Below are 18,001 nucleotides of genomic sequence, written 5' to 3'. Positions count from 1 at the left end.
TCCTCGCTCAGTAGCTCAATAGATGACGACGGAACGAATCGACTCGCCCTTCTTCATCAGGTCGAAGCCGTCGTTGATCTGCTCCAGCTTCAGATGATGCGTGATCAGATCGTCGATGTTGATCTTGCCTTCCATGTACCAGTCGACGATCTTCGGCACATCCGTGCGGCCGCGCGCGCCGCCGAACGCCGAGCCCTTCCATTCGCGGCCCGTGACGAGCTGGAACGGACGCGTGCTGATTTCCTGCCCCGCCGCCGCCACGCCGATGATGAACGACTGGCCCCAGCCCTTGTGCGTGCATTCGAGCGCCTGACGCATGAGCGTGGTATTGCCGACGCATTCGAACGAATAATCCGCGCCGCCATCGGTCAATTGCACGATGTGATCGACGACGTTCTCCACTTCCTTCGGGTTGATGAAGTGCGTCATGCCGAACTTCTTCGCGAGCTCGACGCGGCCCGGATTGATATCGACGCCGATGATCTTGTCCGCGCCGACCATCTTCGCGCCCTGAATCACGTTCAGGCCGATGCCGCCCAGCCCGAATACGACGACATTCGCGCCCGCTTCCACCTTCGCCGAATACACGACCGCGCCGACGCCCGTCGTCACGCCGCAACCGATATAGCAGATCTTGTCGAACGGCGCGTCCTCGCGCACTTTCGCCACCGCGATCTCCGGCACGACGATGTAATTCGAAAACGTCGACGTCCCCATGTAATGGAACAGCGGTTTGCCATCGAGCGAGAAGCGCGAAGTCGCATCGGGCATGAGGCCTTTGCCTTGCGTCGCGCGAATCTTCTGGCAGAGATTGGTCTTGCGCGACAGACAGAACTTGCACTCGCGGCATTCCGGTGTGTAGAGCGGAATGACGTGATCGCCTTTTCGCAACGTGCCGACGCCCGGCCCGACATCGACGACGACGCCCGCGCCTTCATGCCCGAGAATCGCGGGGAAAATGCCTTCCGGATCCGCGCCGGAGAGCGTGTAGTAATCGGTGTGGCAGATGCCCGTCGCCTTCACCTCGATCAGCACTTCGCCCGCGCGCGGACCTTCGAGATCGACCTCTTCGATCGTCAACGGCTTGCCGGCTTCCCATGCGATTGCTGCTTTCGTTTTCATCGTCTGACTCCCAAGGTTGTGATTCTTTCAGCGCACGATATTCAGGACTTCGTAGCATGCGCCCATCGTGTGATAGTCCGTCTTGCCCGCCGGGCTTTTCTCGTCGCTGTACTGGCGATTGTCGCGCGTGAGAATGCGATACCACGCACCCCACTTGTGATCGACGAAATGCTCCCAGCTATAAGTCCACAGGCGGTCGTAATCGTTCCAGTAACGCGCGGCAAGCGCCGCGTCGCCATCGCGTTGCGCGCGATCCGCGAGCAGCGCGGCCGCCGCGAACGATTCCGCCTGAACCCAGAAATACTTGTCTTCGTCGTAGAACTTGCCTTCGGTGTCGAAGCCATAGACCATGCCGCCGTGCTCGTGATCCCACGACAATTGCAGCGCGCGATCGAACAGCTCGCGCGCACGCGTGACGTGCCACGCCTCCGGCCGATGACGATCGAGGATCAGCAGCAGCTTCGCCCATTCCGTCTGATGCCCAGGCTGAAAGCCCCACGGCCTGAAAATATTGCTGCGATCGCCCTTGTTGTAGTCCCAGTCGATCGACCAGTCCGGCTTGTAGTGTTCCCACACGAGCCCGCCCGCGAGCGCGGCCTGCCGATTCACCATGTTGTCCGCGAGCAGCGCCGCGCGATCGAGATAGCGCGCTTCTCCGGTCGCTTCGAACGCGGCGAGCAGCGCTTCGCACGTATGCATGTTCGCGTTCTGCCCGCGATAGTCGGACACTTGCCAGTCCGCGCTCGCCTCGTCCTTGTAAAGGCCGTGCTGCGCGTCCCAGAAGTGCGTCTCCATCAGATGCCAGGTTTCGTCGAGATACGCGCGCGCTTCGTCGAATCCGGCTTCGACCGCCTTCGCATACGCGAGCACGACGAACGCGAGGCCATAGCAATGATTCGTTGCATCCGTGACGTCGCGGCCGTTCAACGTCCACGCATAGCCGCCCGTCTGCGGATTGCGATGAACCTCGCGCAGATATTCGATGCCATGCGCCACGCCGCCGCGATATTCGTCGAGGCCGAAGTGCTTGTAGGCCATCGCATAGTTGAAGACGAAGCGGGTGCTCGACACGAGATGACGCGACGTGCGGTCGTAGATCGTGCCGTCGTTCTTGTAGAAGTGGTAGAAGCCGCCCGCCGGGTCCATGCAGTGCGGATGATAGAAGGTCATCGTGCGCAGCGCGTGATCGAGCAGGAACGCGCGCGAGCGGAAATCGGGATGTGACGGTGACGGTGCGGGCATGGCTGAGTTCGATGTTGTCGTGACGAAGCGAGCTTCAGTTACCGCTCATATGAAGCGTCGCTTCATACTCCCCGGCGCGCATGGCGTCGGGATCCAAGGTACGCAAGTTTAAGCGGACTCGCGCCCGATCGCGAACCAGTCTTCGGTGCGCCGGTACAGATCGATGAAACGGGCGAGCCGCTGATCGAGCGACGGATTCGGACGCGGCGTCGCGGCGAGCGTCGCCTTCGGTGCGAGCGAAGCGATATCGCCGATGCGCCACTGCCCCGCCGCGATGCCGCCGAGCAGCGCCGCGCCTCGCGTCGCCGCGTTCGGGCAATCGACGGCGCGCAGCTCGACGCGCAATGCATCGGCGAGCAACTGCCGCCAGCGCAGATCGACCGAGCCGCCCCCCGCGAGCAGCATCGCATCGAGCGGCGTGCCGTTGGCGCGAATCGCGTCGAGTCCCGCACGCAATGCGAATGCCACGCCCTCGAACGCGGCGCGCATCATCGTGCCGCGCGTGTCCTCGAGGCCGAGTCCGAGCCAGCCGCCGCGCGCGTTCGGGTTCATCCATGGTGAGCGTTCGCCGCTCAGATACGGCAGAAAGCTCGCCGATGCACTCGCGGACGCGGCGAAGGCGTCGTCGTAGGCGTCGGGCCACGATGCGTAACCGAGCCAGCCGCGCACCGCTTCCAGCGCGACGCCGACGTTCTGCATCGCCGCCATGCGATACCACGCGCCGTTGGCCGCGCGATACGTGTGCAGGCCGTGCACGGGCGCGGGCGCGTCGGCGCACATGACGACGATCTGCCCGCCGGTGCCGGTGGTGAGGAGCGCGTCGCCATCGGCGCAAAGGCCGCTGCCGAGCGCAGCGCACGGCGTATCGCCGGCGCCGACGGCCATCGGAATGCCCGCTTCGAGACCGAGCGCGGACGCCGACGCCGCAGACAACGCGCCGCCGACTTCATGCGATGCCGCGAGCGGCGCGAACCACGCGCGCGGCAAGCCGAGCCGGTCGATCAGCGCCTCGTCCCATTCGCCCGATGGCGCGGCGAGCGCGGTCGCGCACGCATCGGATGCATCGGTGACGAACGCACCGCCGAGCTTCGCGCGCAGCCAGTCTTTCGGCTGCAAGGCCCAGCGCGTTTGCGCCGCGATCCGCGGTTCGTTCGATGCGAGCCAGCGCAGCAACGGCCCCGCCATGCCGGGCGCGACCGGATTCGGCTGCGGCTCGCGCCACGCGTCGAGCAGATCGCGGGCACGGGTGTCGGGCCACAGCATCGCGGGGCGAAGCGCGTGGCCATGCGCGTCGGTCAAAACGACGCCGTGCATCTGCCCCGAAAAGCCGATGCCGCGCACCGCTTGACGCTCGTTGGCGGGCAAACGCGATGCTGCGTCGACGAGCGCGGCATGCCACGCATCGACGCTGGTTTCGGCCCAGCCGGGCTGCGCGCTCGTCACCGCGTACGCCGCACTCGACGACGCGATGTCGCGTCCGGCTTCATCGACGATCGCGAGCTTGAGGGAGCCCGTGCCGAGATCGATGCCTAAAAAACGCATGGGATTCCGAGTCTGAAAAGGCGTTAGGGAAAACGCGTAAAACGGGGGTTAACCCCGCCATCGCGCGATGAACGTGAAAAATGGACTATACGCGGGGCGTGATGCACATCATAACGACCGTCCGAAGATCGCGGCCTTCCGTCAGGCGACGAATTTCCCTTGATTTGCGTCAAACCCCTTGTGACAGGGCCGTTCGCACGTTTGCGCCGCTCGCGGCGCGCGAGACCCATATCGGCACGCGAACGCGACGTATAGCGCCGCGTGGTCTTGTTCATGGTTGCCGATGCACTTAACTTGGAGGCCATTCAAATGGAAGTAGACATAGGAGAGAGACATGGCTTCAAGTTCGGTGAACCCGTCGGTGCATCCGTGCGACGAACGGCTCCCCGCCGGTCAACTGCTGACGCTCGGCATCCAGCACGTTCTGGTGATGTACGCGGGCGCGGTGGCGGTGCCGCTGATCCTCGGCGCCGCGATGGGCCTGCCGAAAGATCAGGTCGCGTTTCTCATCAGCGCGGATCTGTTCTCGTGCGGCGTCGCCACGCTGATCCAGACGCTCGGCCTGTGGATCTTCGGCATTCGCCTGCCCGTCATCATGGGCTGCACCTTCGCCGCCGTCGGCCCGATGGTCGCGATCGGCACGAATCCTTCGCTCGGCATTCTCGACGTGTTCGGCGCGACCATCGCGGCGGGCGTGATCGGCATCGTCCTCGCGCCGATGATCGGCAAGCTCCTGCGCTTCTTCCCGCCGGTCGTGGTCGGCACGGTGATCGCGGTGATCGGCCTCTCGCTGATGGGCGTGGGCATCAACTGGGCGGCGGGCGGCATCGGCAATCCCGACTACGGCAATCCGGTCTTCCTGCTGCTGTCGCTCGTCGTGTTGTCGCTGATTCTGCTCATCAACAAGTTCGCGCGAGGTTTCATCGCGAATATTTCGGTGCTGCTCGGGATCGTCGTCGGCTTCGTGATCGCCGCGATGCTCGGCCGCGTCGACATGGACGGCGTCGCGCACGCGCCGTGGGTCGGCATCGTGCTGCCGTTCCACTTCGGCATGCCGCATTTCGATGCGCTCTCCGTCGCGACGATGGTCATCGTCATGTTCGTGACGTTCATCGAATCGACGGGCATGTTCCTCGCGGTCGGCGATCTCGTCGAGCGTCCGGTCGACCAGAAGGCGCTCGTGCGCGGCTTGCGTGTCGACGGTCTCGGCACGCTGATCGGCGGCATCTTCAACTCGTTCCCGCATACGTCGTTTTCGCAGAACGTCGGTTTGATCGGCGTGACGGGCGTGAAGAGCCGCTTCGTCTGCGCGACAGGCGGCGTGATTCTCGTCGTGCTCGGCCTCTTTCCGAAAATGGCGCAGGTGGTGGCGTCGGTGCCGCCGTTCGTGCTCGGCGGCGCGGGCATCGTGATGTTCGGCATGGTCGCGGCGAACGGCATCAAGACGCTGTCGCGCGTGGACTTCTCGAAGAATCAGCACAACCTGTTCATCGTCGCGGTGAGCGTCGGGATGGGCATGGTGCCGGTCGTCGCGCCGAAGTTCTTCACGCAACTGCCGCACGCGCTGGAGCCGATCCTTCACAGCGGGATTCTGCTGGCGTCGGTGTCGGCGGTGGTGTTGAACATCGTGTTCAACGGCGTGCGCAAGGAACGCGATGCCGAACGCGATGCGCGTGAAGCCGCGCATGAGTTCGAAGGCGCGGCCCATGCGGGCGACGCGCACTGAGGAGTTTGGGCTGTGCTTGCGTTGAGCGCCGCGGCGGGAGCCGCGGCGTTTTTTTGTTTATCGAAGCGAGGGCCCCGCGTCAGCCCGCATCCGCCGCCCGCGGCGCATCGCCCGTCCGCTCGATCCACCCGCCTCCCAGCGCCTGATACAACGTCACGAGATTCGCCAACCGCTGCGTGCGCGCGGCAATCAGCGTCTGCTGCGCCGAATACAGATCCTGCTGCGCGGTCAGCACGCCGAGATAGCTGTCGACGCCCTGCTTGTATCGCAGCGTCGACAACTCCAGCCGGCGTTGCTGCGCGGCCGTATCGCGCACGAGCGCGGCGATCTGCTGATCGTAGGTGCCGCGCGCGGCGAGACCATCGGCGACATCCTTGAACGCGGATTGAATCGCCTTCTCGTAATTGGCGATCTCGATCTTCTTCTGGATATTCGCGTACTCGAGATTCGCGAACTGATCGCCGTAGATCGGCAAGGTGATGGTCGGCGCAAAGCTCCATCCCGCCGACCCCGCTTTGAACAGACCACCGAGCGTCGGGCTCAGTGTGCCGAGCATGCCGGTCAGCGAAATGTTCGGAAAGAACGCTGCGCGCGCCGCGCCGATGTTCGCATTCGCCGCGAGCAGATTCTATTCGGCCTCCATGATGTCCGGCCGCCGCAGCAGCAAATCCGACGGCAGACCCGCAGGAATGTCCGCGAGCAGGTTTTGACCGTCGAGCGGCATGCCGCCCGGCAGATCGTCGGGCACCGGCTCGCCGAGCAGCAACACGAGCGCATTGACCGCCTGCGCCCGCGCGCGCTCCTGCGCCTGCAGATTCGCCGCCGCGCCTTCCATCACCGTTTGCGCCTGGCTCACGTCCAGCTCCGACGCGGCGCCGTTGTCGAATTGCAGCTTGACGATCCGGTAGGATTCGCTCGCGCTGGCCAGCGTCTGATGCGTCACCTTCAGCAGGTCGTCCGTCTGCAAGACCTGAAGGTACTGCGCCGCCACTTGCGAGACGAGCGAAATCTCCGCAGCCTTGCGCGCATAGGCAGTCGCGAAATATTTCGCGAGCGCCTGATTCCGCATGCTCTGCACCCGGCCGAACAGGTCGATCTCCCACGACGCATTCAGGCCCACCGTGTAGGTATTCGAGATGGTCTGATTCAAGAACGACAGATTGTCGGGCTTGCGCGTTTTCGACTGCGCGCCCACGGCGGTGATGGACGGAAGCAGAAGCGTCGTGACGACCTGATACTGCGCCTGCGCGGCCTGCACGTTGAGCATCGCGACGCGCAAGTCACGGTTGTTCTTCAACGCGATGTCGATGAGCCGCTGCAAACGCGCATCGACGAAGAAATCGCGCCAGCCGATATCGGCCGCGGCCACGCCGTTCGCGCTGCGTGCGCCGTCCGGCGTCGCGACCGGCTGCGTCGCGTAGACGCCGTGCGCCGGAAAATTCGCCGACACCGGCGCGGCGGGGCGTTCGTACTTCGGCGCCATCGTGCAGCCGGTCGCCAGTACGGCGACGGCCATTGCAATCAAGGAAAGTCTACGCATGTCAGTGTCCTTCGTTGCCCTGTTGCGCGCGCCGCTGCGCTTCGTAACGCGCGAGCGCGGCATCCGTGTCCTCCTTGTCGCCGCCGAAACGCGAGCGCACCACGACGAAGAACATCGGCACCATGAAAATGGCGAGGAAAGTCGCGGTCATCATGCCGCCGATCACGCCCGTGCCGATCGCGTGCTGGCTGCCCGAGCCCGCGCCGTTGCTGATCGCGAGCGGCATCGTGCCGAGAATGAACGCGAGCGATGTCATGAGAATCGGACGCAGGCGCAGGCGCGCCGCTTCGAGCGCCGCTTCGATCGGCCCCATCTTTTGCGAGAGCTGGAGATCGCGGGCGAACTCGACGATCAGAATCGCGTTCTTCGCCGACAAGCCCACTGTCGTGAGCAAGCCGACCTGGAAGAACACGTCGTTCTCCAGTCCGCGCAGCGACACGGCGAGCAGTGCGCCGACCACGCCGAGCGGCACGACCATGATCACGGAGAAAGGAATCGACCAGCTCTCGTACAGCGCCGCGAGACACAGGAACACGACGAGGATCGAGATGCCGTAAAGAATCGGCGCCTGCGAGCCGGACTGGATCTGCTGATACGACAGCCCCGTCCATTCGTAGCCGATGCCCGCGGGCAGCTTCGCCGCGAGCGCTTCCATCGCGGCCATCGCCTCGCCGGCGGATTTGCCCGGCTTCGCGACACCCTGGATTTCGATCGACGACAGGCCGTTGTAGCGTTCGAGCTTGGGCGAGCCGTAGCTCCATTCGGTCGTCGCGAACGACGAGAACGGCACCATCGAGCCCGACGCGTTGCGCACGTACCAGCTGTTGATGTTCTCCGGCGACATGCGGAACGGCGCATCGCTCTGCATGTACACCTTCTTGATGCGGCTGTCCGTATCGAGGAAGTTGTTCACGTACTTCGACGCCCACGCGATCGAGAACGTCTGGTCGATGCTCGACGGATCGACGCCCTGCGCCAGCGCCTTCTGACGGTCGATGTTCACCTTGAACTGCGGCGCGTCGTTCAGGCCGTTCGGCCGGACCTGCGCGAGCGTCTCGTCCTTCGCGGCCATGCCGAGGAGCATCGCGCGCGCCTGCATCAGCTTTTCGTGGCCGAGACCGGCGCGATCCTGAAGTTCGAAGTCGAAGCCCGACGCCGTGCCCAGTTCCGGAATCGACGGCGGATTCACCGGAAACACGAGCGCGTTCTTGTAGCCCGCGAACGCGCCGTACGTGCGGCCCACCAGCGCTTGCACCTTCTCGTTGGCGCTCGTGCGCTGGGCGAAGTCCTTCAGCCGCACGAAGATGAGACCCGAGTTCTGGCCATGACCGGCAAAGCTGTAACCGTTCACGGTGAACACCGACTCGACGAGCGCGCTTTCCTTGTTCAGCAGATGGCCCGCGACATCGTCCAGCGCGCGCTGCGTCATCTCCTGCGTGGAGCCGGCGGGCGTCGCCACCAGCACGAACATCGTGCCCTGGTCTTCATCGGGCAGGAACGCCTTCGGCAAACGCGCGAACAACATGCCGACCGCCACGATGATCACCACATAGATGACGAGCCAGCGCCCCGAACGCCTGATGACATGCGCCACGCCGCCGTGATACTTCGCCTGGCTCTTCGCGAACGTGCGGTTGAACCAGCCGAAGAAGCCGGTCGTCTTTTCCGTGTGGCCTTCCGGGTGCGGCTTGAGCATCGTTGCGCACAGCGCAGGGGTGAGCACCATCGCGGTGAGCACCGAGAGACCCATCGCCGAGACGATCGTCAGCGAGAACTGGCGATAGATCGCGCCGACCGAGCCGCCCGTGAACGCCACCGGCACGAACACCGCCGCGAGCACGAGCGCCACGCCGACGAGCGCGCCGGTGATCTGACTCATCGCCTTCTTCGTGGCTTCCTTCGGCGACAGTCCCTCTTCGGTCATCACGCGCTCGACGTTTTCGACGACCACGATCGCGTCGTCCACCAGCAAGCCGATGGCGAGCACGAGCCCGAACATCGACAGCGTGTTGATGGAGAAGCCCGCCGCCGCCATGATCGCGAAGGTGCCGAGCAGCACGACCGGCACGGCGATGGTCGGAATGAGCGTCGCGCGCAGGTTCTGCAGGAACAGGTACATCACGAGGAACACCAGCACGATGGCCTCGATGAGCGTCTTGACGACGTCGGCAATCGACTGCTTCACGAACGGCGTGGTGTCGTACGGATACTTCACGACGAGACCGTGCGGGAAGAACTTCGCGAGCTCGTCGACTTTCGCGCGCACCAGATTCGCAGTGGCGAGCGCGTTCGCGCCGGTCGCGAGCTGAATGCCGAATCCGGCAGCCGGACGGCCGTTGTACTGCGTCTCGAAGTTGTAGTTCTCGCCGCCGAGACCGACGCGCGCCACGTCGCGGATACGCACCTGCGAGCCGTCCTGATTCACCTTCAGCAGCACGTTGCCGAACTGCTCCGGTGTGCGCAGCAGCGTCGCTTCGGTGATGGTCGCCTGCATCGACTGGCCCGGCACCGCGGGCACGCCGCCGAGCTGGCCGCCCGCGACCTGCACGTTCTGCGAAGTCAGCGCGTTCTGCACGTCGACCGGCGTCAGGCTGAATTTGGTCAGCTTGTTCGGATCGAGCCAGATTCGCATCGCGTACTGCGAGCCGAAGAGCGTGACGGTGCCGACGCCGTTCAGCCGGCTGATCGGATCCTGCACGTGCGACGCCACGTAGTTCGCGAGGTCTTCGCGGCTCATGCTGCCGTCTTCGGACACGAACGCCAGCACGAGCAGGAAGCTGCTGCTCGACTTGGTCACGCTGATGCCGAGCTGCTGAACGACGGCCGGCAGATTGGGCGTGGCCAGTTGCAGCTTGTTCTGCACCTGAACCTGCGCGATGTCGGCATTGGTGCCGGCCGCGAACGTCAGCGTGACGGTGGCGGTGCCGCTGTCATCGGAGGTCGAGGACAGATACAGCAGATGGTCGAGACCGCTCATCTGCTGCTCGATCACCTGCGTGACGGTGTTTTCGACGGTCTGAGCGGATGCGCCCGGATAGTTCGCGGAAATCTGGATCGCGGGCGGCGCGATGGTCGGATATTGCGCGACGGGCAGCGTCGTCACCGACGCGAGACCCGCGAGCATCAGAATGATGGCGATCACCCACGCGAAAATCGGGCGATCGATAAAGAACTTGGCCATGGACGTGTCTCCCGTCCTTACGCGCCGGAGGCGGCCGTTGCGTCGGCTTTCGCTTCGGGCTGACGCGCGGGCACGGCCTTCACTTCCATGCCCGGACGCACGTGATCGATGCCCTCGACGATCACGCGATCGCCCGCGTTCAGACCGCTGTCGACGATCCAGCTCTGGCCGAGCGTGCCGGAGGTGACGAGCGGGCGCATCGCGACCTTGTTGTCCTTGCCGACGACCATCGCGAGCGCGGTGCCTTTCTGATCGTGCGTGATGCCCTGCACCGGCACGACGAGCGCCTTCGGATTCACGCCTTGCTCGATGCGCGCGCGCACGAACATGCCCGGCAGCAGCACCCGGTCCTTGTTCATGAAGATCGCGCGCAGCGTCACCGATCCGGTCGACGGATCGACGCTCACATCGCTGAATTGCAGCTTGCCCTGCTCCGGATACTCACGGCCGTCTTCGAGGATCAGCGTGACCTTCGCCGCGTTCGGGCCGTTGGTCGAAAGACGCCCTTCCTGAATCTGACGGCGCAGCTTGAGACCGTCGAGACTCGATTGCGTGAGATCGACGTACATCGGGTCGAGCTGCTGGACGGTGACCATCAGCGTCGCCTGCGCCGCCTGCACGTATGCGCCCGGCGTGACCTGGGAAATGCCGGCCTGACCCGAGACCGGCGACGTGACGTCGGTATAGCCAAGCTTGATCTGCGCGGTGTCGATCGCGGCTTTGGCCGACGCGACATCGGCTTCGGCCTGGCCTTGCGCCGCCACGGCGTTGTCGTAGTCCTGCTTGCTGACCGCGTTCGACGCGACGAGCACCTTGTAGCGCTCGGCCTGCGCCGCGGTCGAGACGAGATTCGCATGGGCCTTCGCGAACGACGCCTTCGCGTTGTTCAGTTGCGCGATATACGGCGCCGGATCGATCTTGTAAAGGCGTTGCCCGGCCTTGACGAGGCTGCCTTCCGTGAATTCGCGGCGCAGCACGATGCCATCGACGCGCGCGCGCACCTGGGCATCGAGAAAGGCGCTCGTGCGGCCCGAGAGTTCTGTCGTGACCGGCACAGCGGCCGGCTCGACGATGACAACGCCGACTTCCGGCGTGTGCGGCGCCATCGCGGGATGCTTCTCTCCGCAACCGGCTGCCAGCAAGGCGGCCGTCGTGACACCGATGAGGCGGTATGGAATCCGTATGAGACGCATGGAACGCGAGACCTCTGAGGTTACTGACAATGAAAGGCGCGCGTCTTCGCGTTGACCGCGAGCCGCGCGCAATGTGCTGTCGTGCGATGCGAAAGTCGCTGACCGCGGCGACCGGGGCATTCGTGCGGCCCGCGCGCCTTGGATGGGGCTGGCCGCTTTCGGAAGAAATGCGGCCATATTTTTTGGATAACTGAATGTATGCGACGCTCGCGGCGAGCTTCGTCAACGACTTTTTCGAACGATCGATGGAACGGATCGCGCCGTCACGACTGCGGCAAGCAGCCGATTATAGTTATCGCGCGCAGTGAGGAAGACTAAAGAGTAGGCAGATGTGTGGATCTTTGATGGCAACTGAAACAATGTGCCAAGTCTGTTGCATCACCCAGACATCGATGCAAAACGATGTGGAACAAGTTCGAAAGCGCGAAAAAAAGCCCGGCGCGGCCGGGCTTCGAGTGCGACGGTTTTAGGCGAATCAGCTCGCCGCGGGCGCCGAGGCTGCTTGCGGCGCGCCTTGCGAGCCGTAGTCGACGGGCGCATCGGCGGGACGCGGCGCGTCGCCGGAACGCTCGATCCATCCGCCGCCCATGAACTGATACAGATCGACGAGGTTCGTCAGTCGATTCAGCCGCGCCGTGATGAGCAGCTGCTGCGCTTCGTAAAGCGCCGTCTGCGCGGTCAGCACCGACAGATAGCTGTCCACGCCATTGCGATAGCGCAGGTCCGACAGCTCCAGACGCCGGCTCTGCGAATTGACGAAGCGCTCGAGCGCCTTGATCTGCTCGTCGAAGGTGCCGCGCGCGGCGAGGCCGTCCGCGACTTCGCGGAACGCGGTCTGGATCGCCTTCTCGTAATTGGCGATCTCGATGCGCTTCTGCACGTTCGCCAGATCGAGATTGGCCTTGTTCTGGCCGCCCTCGAAGATCGGCACCGTGATCTGCGGCGCGAACGACCACGCAGCCGACCCCGGCTTGAACAGGCCGCCGAGCGTCGGCGACAGCGTGCCGAAGCTGCCCGTCAGCGAGACGCGCGGAAAGAACGCCGCGCGCGCCGCGCCGATATTCGCGTTGGCCGCGAGCAGCGACTGCTCCGCCGCCGCGATGTCGGGACGGCGCGTCAGCAGATCGGACGGCAGACCCGCGGGAATGTCGGAGAGCAGATTCTGCGTATCGAGCGGCATGCCGGCCGGCAAATCCGCAGGCAACGGCTCCCCGACGAGCAGCACGAGCGCGTTTTCCGCCTGCGCGCGCAAACGCGACTGCGTCTGCAGATTCGCCTGCGCTTCCTCGACCACGCCTTCGGACTGACGCAGATCGAGTTCGGTGCCGGTGCCGTTCTCGTATTGCAGCTTGGTGATGCGGAACGACTCCTGCGCCGTCTTGAGCGTGTTCTGCGTGACGACGAGTTGATCGTCGTAGGCGAGCATCGTCAGATACTGGTCCGCCACCGACGACACCAGCGAGATCTCCGCCGCCTTGCGCGATTCCGCCGTCGACAGATATTGCGCGAGCGCCTGATCCTTCAGGCTGCGGATGCGCCCGAAGAAGTCGATTTCCCACGACGCATTCAGGCCGACCGAATACTCGTTCGAGATCGTGTTACCGAAGAACGACAGATTCTTCGGCGTGCGCTGCTTCGTCTGCGACGCGGCCGCATCGAGCGTCGGGAACAGACCCGCGCGCGTGATCTGATACTGCGCGCGCGCCGCATCGACGTTGAGCACCGAGACGCGCAGGTCGCGATTGTTCTTCAGCGCGAGCTCGACGATCTTCTGCAGGCGCGCATCGGCGAAGAAATCGCGCCAGCCGATGTCCGGCGCGCTCTGGCCGTTCGCCGTGCGGCCGTTGCTCGCGCTCGAACTCGCATCCGGCTGGTGCGCGTACACGCCGCCTTCCGGAAACGTCTGCGTGACGGGCTCGGGCGGACGCTCGTACTTCGGCTGGAGCGTGCAGCCCGCGGCGAATACCGCCACGGCGGCCGCGATCAAGGAATGTTTAAGCATCTCAGTGTCCTTCCTTACCGTTCGTGCCTTCGATGTCGCCCGACGAACCCGGCGCCGGCACGTCCTTGCTCTTGCTGAACTTGCTGATAACGACGAAGAACATCGGAATCATGAAGATGGCGAGGAAGGTCGCGGTCAACATGCCGCCGATCACGCCGGTGCCGATCGCGTGCTGGCTCGCCGAGCCCGCGCCGTTACTGATCGCGAGCGGCATCACGCCGAGAATGAACGCGAGCGAGGTCATCAGGATCGGGCGCAACCGCAGGCGCGCCGCTTCCATCGCCGCTTCGACCGTCGACATGCCCTGAATCCGCAACTCGCGCGCGAATTCCACGATCAGAATCGCGTTCTTCGCCGACAGACCCACCGTCGTCAACAGGCCGACCTGGAAGAACACGTCGTTTTCCAGACCGCGCAGCGTCGCCGCGAGCAGCGCGCCGAGCACGCCGAGCGGCACGACCATGATGACCGAGAACGGAATCGACCAGCTTTCATACAGCGCCGCGAGACACAGGAACACGACGAGGATCGAGATGCCGTAGAGAATCGGCGCCTGCGAACCCGACTGGCGTTCCTGATAGGAAAGGCCCGTCCATTCGTAGCCGATGCCCGCCGGCAGCTTCGCCGCGATCGCTTCCATCGCGGTCATCGCCTGGCCGGTCGACTTGCCCGCGGCCGCCGCGCCCTGGATTTCCACCGCCGAGATGCCGTTGTAGCGTTCGAGCTTCGGCGAACCGTAGGTCCAGTTGCCCGTCGCGAAGGCGCCGAACGGCACCATCGTTCCGGCGCCATTGCGCACGTACCACTTGTTCAGGTCGTCCGGGTTCATGCGGAACGGACCATCGCCCTGCACGTAGACTTTCTTGATCCGGTTGTCGACGTCGAGGAAGTTGTTCACGTACTGCGACGCCCACGCGATCGAGAATGTCTGATCGATGTCCGATACGGCGATGCCGAGCGCGCTCGCCTTCTCGCGATCGACATTCACCTTGAACTGCGGCGTGTCGTTCAGGCCGTTCGGACGCACCTGTGCGAGCGTCGGATCCTTCGCGGCCATGCCGAGCAGCATGTTGCGCGCTTCCATCAGCTTCGCGTGGCCGAGGCCGCCGCGATCCTGCAGCTCGAAGTCGAAGCCCGCCGCCGTGCCGAGTTCCGGAATCGAAGGCGGATTGACCGGGAAGATCATCGCGTCCTTGTAAGGCGCGAAGTGCATGAACATGCGTCCGACGAGCGCCTGCACCTTCTGGTCGCTGTGCTGGCGTTCCGCGTAGTCCTTCATCCGCACGAACACGAGGCCGGAGTTCTGGCCGCGGCCCGCGAACGAGAAGCCGTTCACCGTGAAGACCGATTCGACGATCGATTTCTCGTCCTTCAGCAGATAGTCCTGCACGTCCTTCAGAACGTGCGCGGTGTACTCCTGCGTGGAGCCGGACGGCGCGTTCACGAGCACGAACATCGTGCCCTGGTCTTCATCGGGCAGGAACGACTTCGGCAGACGCAGGAACAGCATGCCCACCGCGACGATCACGACGATATAGATGATGAGCCAGCGTCCCGAGCGGCGAATGACGTGCTGCACGCCGCTGTGATACTTCTCCTGACTCTTGTTGAACGTGCGGTTGAACCAGCCGAAGAAGCCCTTCTTCTCGGGCTCGTGCCCTTCCGGATGCGGCTTCAGGATCGTCGCGCACAGCGCCGGCGTGAGAATCAGCGCGACCATGACGGACAGCACCATGGCCGCGACGATCGTCAGCGAGAACTGACGGTAGATCGCGCCGACCGAGCCGCCGGAGAAGGCCACCGGCACGAACACCGCCGACAGCACGAGCGCCACGCCGACCAGCGCGCCGGTGATCTGCCCCATCGCCTTGCGGGTCGCTTCGCGCGGCGATAAACGCTCCTCCGACATCACCCGCTCGACGTTCTCCACGACCACGATCGCATCGTCGACGAGCAGGCCGATCGCGAGCACGAGGCCGAACATCGACAGCACGTTGATCGAGAAGCCCACCGCCGACATGATCGCGAACGTGCCGAGCAGAACGACCGGCACCGCGATCGTCGGGATGATCGTCGCCCGCAGGTTCTGCAGGAACAGATACATCACGAGGAACACGAGCACGATGCCTTCGATCAGCGTCTTGACCACTTCCTCGATCGACAGTCGCACGAACGGCGTCGTGTCATACGGATACTTCACCACCAGTCCATGCGGGAAGTATTTCGACAGATCGTCGATCTTCTGGCGGACCAGTTTCGCGGTCTGGAGCGCGTTCGCGCCCGTCGCGAGCTGGATACCGAAGCCGGCCGTCGGCTGTCCGTTGTACTTCGTATCGAAGTTGTAGTTTTCGCCGCCGAGTTCGATCCGCGCGACATCCTTCAGCAACACGCGCGAGCCGTCCTGATTCACTTTCAGCAGGATGTTGCCGAACTGCTCGGGCGTGCGCAGCAGCGTCGCTTCCGTGATGGTCGCCTGGAGCATCTGCCCCGGCACCGCCGGCGTGCCGCCGAGCGCACCCGCCGCCACCTGCACGTTCTGGTTCGTGATCGCGTTCTTCACGTCGACAGGCGTGAGCGCGAAGTTCGTGAGCTTGGTCGCATCGAGCCAGACGCGCATCGCGTACTGCGAGCCGAACAGCGTCGTCGTACCGACGCCGTCGATACGCGAGAGCGGATCCGCCACGTTCGACGCCACGTAGTTCGCGAGGTCGTACTTGCTCATGCTGCCGTCTTCGGACACGAACGCGAGCACGAGCAGGAAGCTCGAACTCGACTTCGTGACCTTCGTGCCCAACTGCTGCACGACTTGCGGAAGCAGCGGCGTCGCGAGCTGCAGCTTGTTCTGCACCTGCACCTGCGCGATGTCCGGGTTCGTGCCCGCCGCGAACGTCAGCGTGACGGTGGCCGTGCCCGAGTCATCGGACGTCGACGACAGGTACAGCAAGTGGTCGAGGCCGGTCATCTGCTGCTCGATCACCTGCGTCACCGTGTTTTCGACGGTGCTCGCGGATGCGCCCGGATACGTCGCGCTGATCTGGATCGCGGGCGGCGCGATCGTCGGATACTGCGCGACCGGCAGCGTGAAGATCGACGCCATCCCCGCCAGCATCAGGATGATCGCGATCACCCACGCGAAGATCGGTCGATCGATAAAAAACTTTGCCATGTAACAGGCTCCCTTTTATTGCGCGCCCGATGCAGCGAAGGCGGCCGATGCGGCTTGCGGACCGCTGGCAGCGCTCGCGCCGCTGGCACCGGCCGGCGCCGATGCCGCCTGCGCATCCGATGCGCCGGCTACGGGATACGGGAATTTCGCGTCGACCGGCTTCACCTGCATGCCGGGCTTCGCCTTCTCCACGCCGTTCACGATCACGCGGTCGCCCGGGTTCAGGCCGCTGTCGACCACCCAGTTGTTGCCGAACGTGCTGCCCGTGACGAGCTGGCGCAGTTCCACCTTGTTGTCCTTGTTGACGACGAGCGCGGTCGGCGTGCCCTTCTGGTCATGCGTGACGCCGATCTGCGGCACGACGAGCGCGTGGTCGTTCGTGCCTTCCTGAATCCGCGCGCGCACGAACATGCCCGGCAGAAGCACGCGGTCCTTGTTCTGGAAGATCGCGCGCACCGTCACCGAACCGGTGCTCTGGTCGACGCTCACGTCGGAGAACTGCAGCTTGCCCTGCTCGGTGTACGTGCGGCCGTCTTCGAGCTGGAGCGTGACCTTCGCGGCGTGGATGCCTTCGGTCTGCAGACGGCCTTCCTGAATCTGACGGCGCAGGCGCAAGCCTTCGACGCTCGATTGCGTCAGATCGACGTAGATCGGATCGAGCTGCTGCACGGTCGTGAGCAGCGTCGCGGCGCTCGCCTGAACGTAGGCGCCCGGCGTGACCTGCGAGAGACCGGTGCGGCCGGTGATCGGCGAGACGACGTCGGTGTAGCCCAAGTTGATCTGCGCGGTATCGACCGATGCCTTGCCCGCGGCGACATCCGCGACGGCCTGGCCTTGCGCCGCGACGGCGTTGTCGTAATCCTGCTTCGACACGGCATTGGCCGCGACGAGGATCTTGTAGCGCGCCACGAGCGCGTTCTGCGACGCGACGTTCGCCTGCGCCTTCGCGAGCGTCGCCTTGGCGTTGTTCAGCGCGGCGATGTACGGCGCCGGATCGATCTTGTAGAGACGCTGACCGGCCTTGACCTCGGAGCCTTCAGTGAACTCCCGGCGCAGCACGATGCCATCGACCCGTGCGCGCACTTGCGCGACCAGATAGGCGTTGGTGCGGCCCGGCAAATCGACGATGACCGGCACGCTCGTCGGCTGCACGGTGACGATACCCACTTCGGGCGTTTGCGGCGGAGGCGCTGATTGTTTTTGCCCGCACGCTGCCAGGAACACGGCAGCCGTCGCGGCGGTGATTAAGCGGAGTGGAACCCGTTCGACGCGCATGGAGCGACCTCT

General features: G+C 64.5%; 9 protein-coding genes and 1 pseudogene. 1 reads left to right on the top strand and 9 read right to left on the bottom strand.

Annotation, left to right across the window (positions count from 1 at the left end; genetic code table 11):
- Nucleotides 1-15: 15 nt before the first annotated feature.
- The 3 genes from QCE58_RS03885 to QCE58_RS03875 form a co-directional block, all read right to left on the bottom strand.
- Nucleotides 16-1,122 carry an S-(hydroxymethyl)glutathione dehydrogenase/class III alcohol dehydrogenase gene (locus QCE58_RS03885; protein WP_008351283.1) on the bottom strand — a complete coding sequence of 369 codons (1,107 nt, stop codon included), beginning with the start codon at nucleotides 1,120-1,122 and terminating at the stop codon, nucleotides 16-18.
- Between the two features lie 27 nt (nucleotides 1,123-1,149).
- Entirely contained in the window at nucleotides 1,150-2,364 is a 1,215-nt protein-coding gene (locus QCE58_RS03880) for an AGE family epimerase/isomerase (protein WP_034474373.1), read from the bottom strand.
- A gap of 108 nt (nucleotides 2,365-2,472) precedes the next feature.
- Nucleotides 2,473-3,906, bottom strand: coding sequence for a xylulokinase (locus QCE58_RS03875; RefSeq protein ID WP_250520948.1), 1,434 nt, complete (start codon nucleotides 3,904-3,906; stop codon nucleotides 2,473-2,475).
- A gap of 334 nt (nucleotides 3,907-4,240) precedes the next feature.
- Here QCE58_RS03875 and QCE58_RS03870 point away from each other — a divergent pair, with 334 nt between their 5' ends.
- Nucleotides 4,241-5,632 carry a nucleobase:cation symporter-2 family protein gene (locus QCE58_RS03870; RefSeq protein WP_008351297.1) on the top strand — a complete coding sequence of 464 codons (1,392 nt, stop codon included), beginning with the start codon at nucleotides 4,241-4,243 and terminating at the stop codon, nucleotides 5,630-5,632.
- 79 nt (nucleotides 5,633-5,711) lie between these two features.
- Here the strand turns inward: QCE58_RS03870 and QCE58_RS03865 are convergent.
- The 6 genes and pseudogenes from QCE58_RS03865 to QCE58_RS03840 form a co-directional block, all read right to left on the bottom strand.
- Nucleotides 5,712-7,172: pseudogene (locus tag QCE58_RS03865) on the bottom strand (efflux transporter outer membrane subunit).
- A 1-nt stretch (nucleotide 7,173) separates the two neighbouring features.
- Nucleotides 7,174-10,353, bottom strand: a complete 3,180-nt coding sequence (locus QCE58_RS03860) for an efflux RND transporter permease subunit (protein ID WP_250520947.1) — start codon at nucleotides 10,351-10,353, stop codon at nucleotides 7,174-7,176.
- 17 nt (nucleotides 10,354-10,370) lie between these two features.
- On the bottom strand, nucleotides 10,371-11,546 hold the full coding sequence (locus QCE58_RS03855) for an efflux RND transporter periplasmic adaptor subunit (protein ID WP_051079036.1): 1,176 nt from the start codon (nucleotides 11,544-11,546) through the stop codon (nucleotides 10,371-10,373).
- Nucleotides 11,547-12,021: 475 nt separating this feature from the next.
- Nucleotides 12,022-13,548, bottom strand: coding sequence for an efflux transporter outer membrane subunit (locus QCE58_RS03850; protein WP_008351304.1), 1,527 nt, complete (start codon nucleotides 13,546-13,548; stop codon nucleotides 12,022-12,024).
- Between the two features lies 1 nt (nucleotide 13,549).
- Complete coding sequence (locus QCE58_RS03845; RefSeq protein WP_250520946.1) at nucleotides 13,550-16,714, bottom strand: efflux RND transporter permease subunit; 3,165 nt, start codon at nucleotides 16,712-16,714, stop codon at nucleotides 13,550-13,552.
- 15 nt (nucleotides 16,715-16,729) lie between these two features.
- Entirely contained in the window at nucleotides 16,730-17,989 is a 1,260-nt protein-coding gene (locus QCE58_RS03840) for an efflux RND transporter periplasmic adaptor subunit (protein WP_250520945.1), read from the bottom strand.
- Nucleotides 17,990-18,001 lie beyond the last annotated feature (12 nt).

The organism is Caballeronia sp. LZ028, from assembly GCF_031451415.1.
GTDB lineage: Bacteria > Pseudomonadota > Gammaproteobacteria > Burkholderiales > Burkholderiaceae > Caballeronia > Caballeronia zhejiangensis.
This window is presented reverse-complemented; position numbering and strand designations above follow the sequence as displayed.

Bases quoted from the DNA above. Each gene is read 5' to 3' on its own strand.
- QCE58_RS03885 (WP_008351283.1), bottom strand. From the start codon at position 1,122: ATGAAAACGAAAGCAGCAATCGCATGGGAAGCCGGCAAGCCGTTGACG.
- QCE58_RS03880 (WP_034474373.1), bottom strand. From the start codon at position 2,364: ATGCCCGCACCGTCACCGTCACATCCCGATTTCCGCTCGCGCGCGTTC.
- QCE58_RS03875 (WP_250520948.1), bottom strand. From the start codon at position 3,906: ATGCGTTTTTTAGGCATCGATCTCGGCACGGGCTCCCTCAAGCTCGCG.
- QCE58_RS03870 (WP_008351297.1), top strand. From the start codon at position 4,241: ATGGCTTCAAGTTCGGTGAACCCGTCGGTGCATCCGTGCGACGAACGG.
- QCE58_RS03860 (WP_250520947.1), bottom strand. From the start codon at position 10,353: ATGGCCAAGTTCTTTATCGATCGCCCGATTTTCGCGTGGGTGATCGCC.
- QCE58_RS03855 (WP_051079036.1), bottom strand. From the start codon at position 11,546: ATGCGTCTCATACGGATTCCATACCGCCTCATCGGTGTCACGACGGCC.
- QCE58_RS03850 (WP_008351304.1), bottom strand. From the start codon at position 13,548: ATGCTTAAACATTCCTTGATCGCGGCCGCCGTGGCGGTATTCGCCGCG.
- QCE58_RS03845 (WP_250520946.1), bottom strand. From the start codon at position 16,714: ATGGCAAAGTTTTTTATCGATCGACCGATCTTCGCGTGGGTGATCGCG.
- QCE58_RS03840 (WP_250520945.1), bottom strand. From the start codon at position 17,989: ATGCGCGTCGAACGGGTTCCACTCCGCTTAATCACCGCCGCGACGGCT.